Raw genomic sequence first — 6,132 nt, forward strand, 5'->3', positions numbered from 1 at the left:
CGTCAGTTGGGCTGTTCGCCGCGCAGGTAGTCAATCACCACATCGGCTGCGATGGTCGACATCCGCAAGCCGACATCCCTGGTGATGTCGCCTTCGACGCGGCTTTGCACCCAGCCAAGAAAGGCGAAGGCACGCAACGCGGCGAATAGAGGCAATGCGGCGATGTCCTGCGGGATCAGCGCACGCTCTTGCTGGTAGCCGTCAAGCAAAGCGGTTTCGATCAGCGGGTAGATCGCCTCCTCGCGGTTCTGATAGAGGGCGACGGCAAGGTCGTACATGTGCCAGCCATGGCCGCAATCGTCGAAATCGATGATGCGCACCGCGCTGTCATGGATGAGCACATTTTCGCGCACCAGATCGGCGTGGATGATGCCGAAATTGCGCGCGCTGCGCTCATGTTCCGACAGCGCCTTCACTGCCTTGTCGCGCGCCTGCAAGACCAGCGCGCGGCGAGGACCATCGAGAAAGGGCGAGGTCTCGAACCGGCCCCAGACCGGGTTCGCACCGAAGAAGCCGTCGAAGTCCCAGGCATGGCGGACGAAGCCCGCGGGCGGCGTCCACGAGGCAGTGACATTGTGCATATGGGCGATGGTCCGCCCGATCGCCGTGAAGATCTGGATCGACTGGTCGGCCGTGTAGGCCAGTGGCACGCCGCGTGCGCCCACGGCGCGGCCCTCCAGCCAGCTCAGGCAATCGGCCTGCCGGGGCTGCGCCGAGGTGGCCGTTCTGACAAGCACGAACGGATCGCCGGCCTGTGTTGCGACGCAAGACGGCGTGGCGACGCCGGCGGATTGCAGGAAGCCCATCCATTGCAGTTCCGAACGCAGCGCGGCGTCCGTGTGGTAGCCGAGCCGGTGGATGCGCATGGCTGCCGGCTGGCCATCCGGCAGCCGCACGCGGAAGACGGCGTTCTCGCGGTGCTTCAGAAGTTCCGGCTCAGAGTTGCGGACGCCCCAATGTTCGAGCGCACGCCTGGCGAGCTCCGTGACATCGGCTGCCGTTTCGGGCTGGGATTGGGTGGAAACAGAATTCACGCCGGCACTCCGCCGACTTGGCCCAGCACCTCGTCCAGCAGGCCGATCAGGAACTCGGCATTGTCGCGCGAGAACGGCATGGGCGGGCGGATCTTGAGCACATTGCCGTGGATGCCGGTCTTGCCCATCAGCACGCCGCGATGGCGCATGCGATTGGCGACCTGCTCGGCAATGTCGGGCGCCGGTTCGCGCGTGTCGCGGTCGTGGACCAGCTCGGCGCCGAAGAACAGTCCGGCCCCCCTGACCTCGCCGATGCACTCATGCCGATCGGCCAGCGGGCGCAGCAGGCCAAGCGCACAGGCACCGACGTCTTGCGCGTTGGCGACAAGGTTTTCCTGTTCGATGACGTCGAGGACGGCATTGGCGACTGCGCAGGAGACCGGGTTGCCGCCAAAGGTGTTGAAGTAGCGGAAAGCGTCGCGGAAGGTCGCCAGTATCTCCTTGGTGGTGACCACGGCCGCGATCGGATGGCCATTGCCCATCGGCTTGCCCATGGTGACGATGTCGGGGACGAAGCCGGCGCGCTGATGGCCCCAGAAATGGCTGCCGGTGCGGCCGAAGCCGGGCTGCACTTCGTCGGCGATGACCAGACCACCGGCTTCGCGCACGGCCCCCAAGGCGTCGTCGAAAAATCCGGTGGGCAGAGCCGGGAAACCTTCATTGGCGAGCAGCGGACACAAGATGATGCCAGACAGGCCAATGCCATCCTGTGCCAGCGAGGCGATCGCTTGACGCACGGCGTCGCCAAAGGCCTTGCCATTGGCCATCGCATCGGGATGGCGATAGCTGTCGGGGGCCGGCACCAGCCTGACATGGGGGGCGCGGCCGCGGATCGGAGGCATGCGCGTGCTCAGCTGCGAAACCGCCGTCGTGTTGCCATGATAGGTGGCGTCGGTGGCGATGATGCCCATATTGCCGGAGGCGGCCTGCGCCATGCGCAGCGCGATGTCGTTGGCCTCGCTGCCGGTGCAGGTCAGGATTGCGGTGGCGAGGCTTGCATTGAAGGTCGCCGTCAGCCGCTCGACATAGTCGAGAATTGCGGTGTGCAGATAGCGTGTGTGGGTGTTGAGCAGGCTTGCCTGACGGCACAAGGCCTCGACCACATGCGGGTGGCAATGGCCGACATGGGCGACGTTGTTGTAGGCATCGAGATACTTGCGGCCGTCGGCATCGTAGAGCCAGACGCCTTCGCCGCGCACCAGGTGCACGGGCTCGTCGTAGAACAATTGCGATTTCGCGCCGAGCAGGCGGGCACGCCGCTTGACGAGCGCTTCCTCGCTCGGGTTCTTCTCAGATTGGGTCATTGCGTACCAAACTCCATTGCGTCAGCGGGTCTATCAGGCCCTCGACAGACCTGCATCGATGGCCTCGCCGATCTTTGCCACGTCGGCGGCGCCGATGATCAGCGGCGGCGACAGGATGATGTTGTTGCCGGACACGCGCAGCATGACGCCGGCGTCATAAGTGGCTTCCGAAACCACGGCCATGGTCTTCTTGTCCACCGGCTTTTTCGTCGTGCGATCGGAGACCAGCTCTAGCGCAGCCATCAGGCCCTTGTACCTGATGTCGCCGACGATCGCGTGCTTGGCTTTTAGCCCCTCCAGCGTCGCCGCGAGCTCGATGCCGCGCGCGGCTGCGTTCTCGTCCAGGCGAAGCCGCTTGGTCTCGGCAAGTGCAGCCAGCCCTGCCGCGCAGCCGACAGGATGGCCGGAATAGGTATAGCCATGACCGATCGCCCCGAAGCTGGTCTTGTCGGCCTCGAAGACGTCGGCGACCTTGGCGCCGATCAAGGTGGCGCCGAGCGGGAAATAGCCCGAGGTGATCGCCTTGGCGATGGTCATGAAATCCGGCTTCACGCCGGATAGCCGCGAACCCGACCAGGCGCCGGTGCGACCGAACCCCGTGACCACCTCGTCGGCGATCAGCAGGATTTCGTGGCGGTCGCATATCTCGCGGACCAGCGGCATGAAGCTGTCATGCGGAACGATGACGCCGCCGGCGCCGAGAACCGGCTCCATGATGAAGGCGGCAATGGTGTCGCCGCCCTGGAAGGCGATCTCATCCTCCAGCGCTTTGGCGCACAGTTTGGCCAGCCGCGCCGGATCGGTCTCATCGAACGGATTGCGGAAGGTCCAGGGTGCGGGAATGTGGAAGACGCCGGGCATAAGCGGCTCATAGTTGCGGCGGAAATTGGCGTTGCCGTTGACTGACGCGCCACCGAAATGGGTGCCGTGATAGCCCTTCTTCAGCGCGAGGAATTTTGTCCGGTCGCCCTGGCCGCGGATCTTCCAGTATTGGCGGGCGAGCCGCAGTGCGGTTTCGACCGAATCCGAGCCGCCCGAGGTGAAGAAGGTCCGCACCATGCCTTCCGGTTCGAACCATTCGCTGAGTTCGTAAGCGAGCTCGATCGACGGGCCGGTCGACGTGCCGCGAAACCCGGAATAGTAGGGCAGGGCGCTGAGCTGGTCGGCGATGGCCTTCTTGATCGGGTCGCAGGAGTAGCCGAGATTGACGTTCCACAGTCCGCCAACCGCATCGAGCACGGTGTTGCCGTCGATGTCGGTGACCATCACGCCTTCGCCTTTCATGATCACCTTTGGCGGGTTGGCCCGCATCTCGGCCGGGTGTGCCATCGGATGCCAGATCGGCTTGGCGTTTTTCTCGGTGAGGAAATTGATGTCGCGCATCGCAAGGCTCCGCAAATGTCTCAGGAGATGAGGTCGAAATGGCCGAGGGCCTCGGCATAGGAAAGTGCCGGCCGCGCGACGTCGAAATGAACGGTGCGCATGCCGACGGCACGGCCGCCATCGACATTGCGCTGCTGGTCGTCAACGAACACACAGGCGCGGGCAGGCAGGCCAAGCGCCTCGGTCACCAAGGCATAGGCGCGCGGATCGGGCTTGAGGATGCGGGTATAGGTGGCGTCGACGATGGTGTCGAACAGCTCGAGCAGCGGCAGCCGCTGACGGAAGCCGGCGCCATAGAACAGATCTAGCTCGTTGGACAGGATCGCCAGGCGAAATCCCGCCGCATGCACGGTCCGGATGGCGCGGACGGCTTCGGGCCGCACGATCTTTTCCGGCTCGGCTCCGCGTGCGCGCTGGACGAATGTCTCCATTGCCTCCCAGTCCTCGCCGACGAGCCGGCCGACTTCGCTGGTGCGGGTGCGCCAATAATCGCGCTCGCTGATGTCGTTGGCCTGCATGGAGCGCCACAGCGGATCTGAATCCGGGTCGAACGGCCCGTGCCATTGCAGCGTTCCCGGCGCGAGGCCGAGCGCCTGTTCGGTCAAGGCATGGGTCTCGAAAAGGGTCCGGGTGACGACGCCGCCGAAATCGAGGACGAGCGCCTGGGCAGGAACAGCGCTCACGCAGCCACTCCCTTGGCCGGCATGCCGCGCGGGATGATGCCTTCCTCGACCCAGCGGTCGAAGATTTCGAGCGCCTTGCCGACGAACTCGTCGCTGTTGATGTGGGCGTCGATCTCGTGGAACTCGACGCCGGCGGGAATGGCCTTGCGCATCTCATCGGTGAACGCCGCGAGGGCTTCGGGTTCGTACAGCGGCTCGCCCTGCGCATCCCATTCCTGGATGCCGCCGGAGGGCAGGATGAAAGCGGAGCGCCCCTTCGACGCACCGAGCTTGGCGGCGATGGTCCTGGCGACTTCACGGCGGTCGGCGGCATCGACGGTGATCGAGCCGATCAACCTGTTATGAGCATGGAATGGCCGCTGCGCGAACTTTGTCGGCAGCGCCTGCCAGGTCGGCAAATCGACCATGTCTACGGCGCCAGGGGCTGCGATCTGCGGAATGCCGCGGGCGCCGGCATTCTCGAGCCGGTCGGCGCCGGAGCTGACGACCGAACCGGCAAGATGATTGGTGATCTCCTGCAGGCTGAAGTCGAACACCGCGCAGAAATGGTCCTGGCTGGCGATCGATTCGAAGGCCCGGCCCCCCATCCCGGTGGTGTGAAAGACTGCGACGTCATAGCCGCGCTGCTCCAACGCCGGCTTCAGCGTCTTCATATAGCGCAGGCAACTGCTGCCCAGCGAAGTCATGCCGATGGTCGGTCCGACCGCCGGGGCCGAAGCACGGGATGCAAGCACGATCCTCGCCGCACCGACCACCGCGCCGCAGGCCTGGGAAAGGACCAGCTTGCAGATGGTGTTGAGGCCGTAGAGCCCGCCTGCCCACAGGATCATCATCAGGTCGGGCGCGACGCGCTCGGGCGGAATGAGATGCGAGTAGGCGATGGTCGAGACGACGAATTTCGGCACGCCGAGCGGCAGGCACAGCGCGACATCGAGCGCCAAATCGGTTCCCATCGAACCACCGATGGCGATGAAGGCGTCGATCTCGCCGCGCTGGTGAAGCTGGCGCACCAGCTGAACGGCGCCGACGGCCATCAATGTCATGGCGGTGTTTTCGTCGCCGCTCGAGACGATTTCGGCCATCGTCACGCCAGCGGCCCGCGCAACGGCATGCTTGTCGTGATCGGGACTATAGGCGGGGGCGCCCAGCACGCTGACATCCATCATCACGGCGCGGCCACCGGATGCCTCGATACACGCTTTCATGAACAGCAGTTCGTCGGTCTTGGTGTCGCCCGTGCCGATGACCAGGATGCGGGGCGTCGCCATATCTGCAGACATCAGGCCTGCCTCCTCAGGGTTTGCAGGTTTTCGCCATTGAGGCGCATCGAAATCTCCCGTGCCGCGGTCACAACCGCAAGCCCTCGTTCCACGATCGTAGCCGGTGTCGTCCTGGCCTTCGGGGCTGCCACCGCAATTGTCCCCAGCGCAAGACCATCGGCGGCGCGGATTGCAGCCGCGACGCCGATCACGCCGTCCTCATGGCCCTGGTCGCAGATCGAATAGCCGCGGTCGCGCGCCTCGCCGATCGACTTTGAAATGGCGGCCGGCTCGACGAGGGTATGATCGGTGAAGGCCTCAAGCGAACCTGTCAGGCATGCTTTCACGGTCGCGTTGTCGGCGAAGGCGAGATAGGCGATGCCGGAGGCGGTGGAATGCAGCGGCAGAAGCTGGCCGACATCGATGTTCACCCGGTTTGCCCAGCTTGAATGCTCGACATAAACGGTGA

6 protein-coding genes are annotated in these 6,132 nt (G+C 64.8%); all 6 read right to left on the reverse strand.

All coding sequences use genetic code 11. The annotated features are described in order from the left end of the window. Positions 1-2: 2 nt before the first annotated feature. Positions 3-1,034 (reverse strand): phosphotransferase enzyme family protein, encoded by a 1,032-nt coding sequence (locus ACYG97_RS29180; protein WP_023667832.1) that lies wholly within the window; start codon positions 1,032-1,034, stop codon positions 3-5. Continuing rightward, positions 1,031-2,338: an aminotransferase class III-fold pyridoxal phosphate-dependent enzyme gene (locus ACYG97_RS29185; protein ID WP_023732267.1), complete on the reverse strand. Its 1,308-nt coding sequence runs from the start codon at positions 2,336-2,338 to the stop codon at positions 1,031-1,033. Before ACYG97_RS29185 ends, ACYG97_RS29180 begins: the two co-directional genes overlap by 4 nt. 33 nt (positions 2,339-2,371) lie before the next feature. After that, entirely contained in the window at positions 2,372-3,721 is a 1,350-nt protein-coding gene (locus ACYG97_RS29190) for an aminotransferase class III-fold pyridoxal phosphate-dependent enzyme (protein WP_023708115.1), read from the reverse strand. A gap of 20 nt (positions 3,722-3,741) precedes the next feature. Continuing rightward, positions 3,742-4,404: an HAD family hydrolase gene (locus tag ACYG97_RS29195; RefSeq protein WP_023704730.1), complete on the reverse strand. Its 663-nt coding sequence runs from the start codon at positions 4,402-4,404 to the stop codon at positions 3,742-3,744. Further along, positions 4,401-5,684 carry a Tm-1-like ATP-binding domain-containing protein gene (locus ACYG97_RS29200; RefSeq protein ID WP_023686943.1) on the reverse strand — a complete coding sequence of 428 codons (1,284 nt, stop codon included), beginning with the start codon at positions 5,682-5,684 and terminating at the stop codon, positions 4,401-4,403. Before ACYG97_RS29200 ends, ACYG97_RS29195 begins: the two co-directional genes overlap by 4 nt. Further along, a partial coding sequence (locus tag ACYG97_RS29205; RefSeq protein WP_460221622.1) for an IclR family transcriptional regulator occupies positions 5,684-6,132 on the reverse strand: 449 nt, incomplete at its 5' end. The genes ACYG97_RS29200 and ACYG97_RS29205, both read right to left, overlap by 1 nt.

It is taken from the genome of Mesorhizobium sp. W067 (assembly GCF_054719525.1).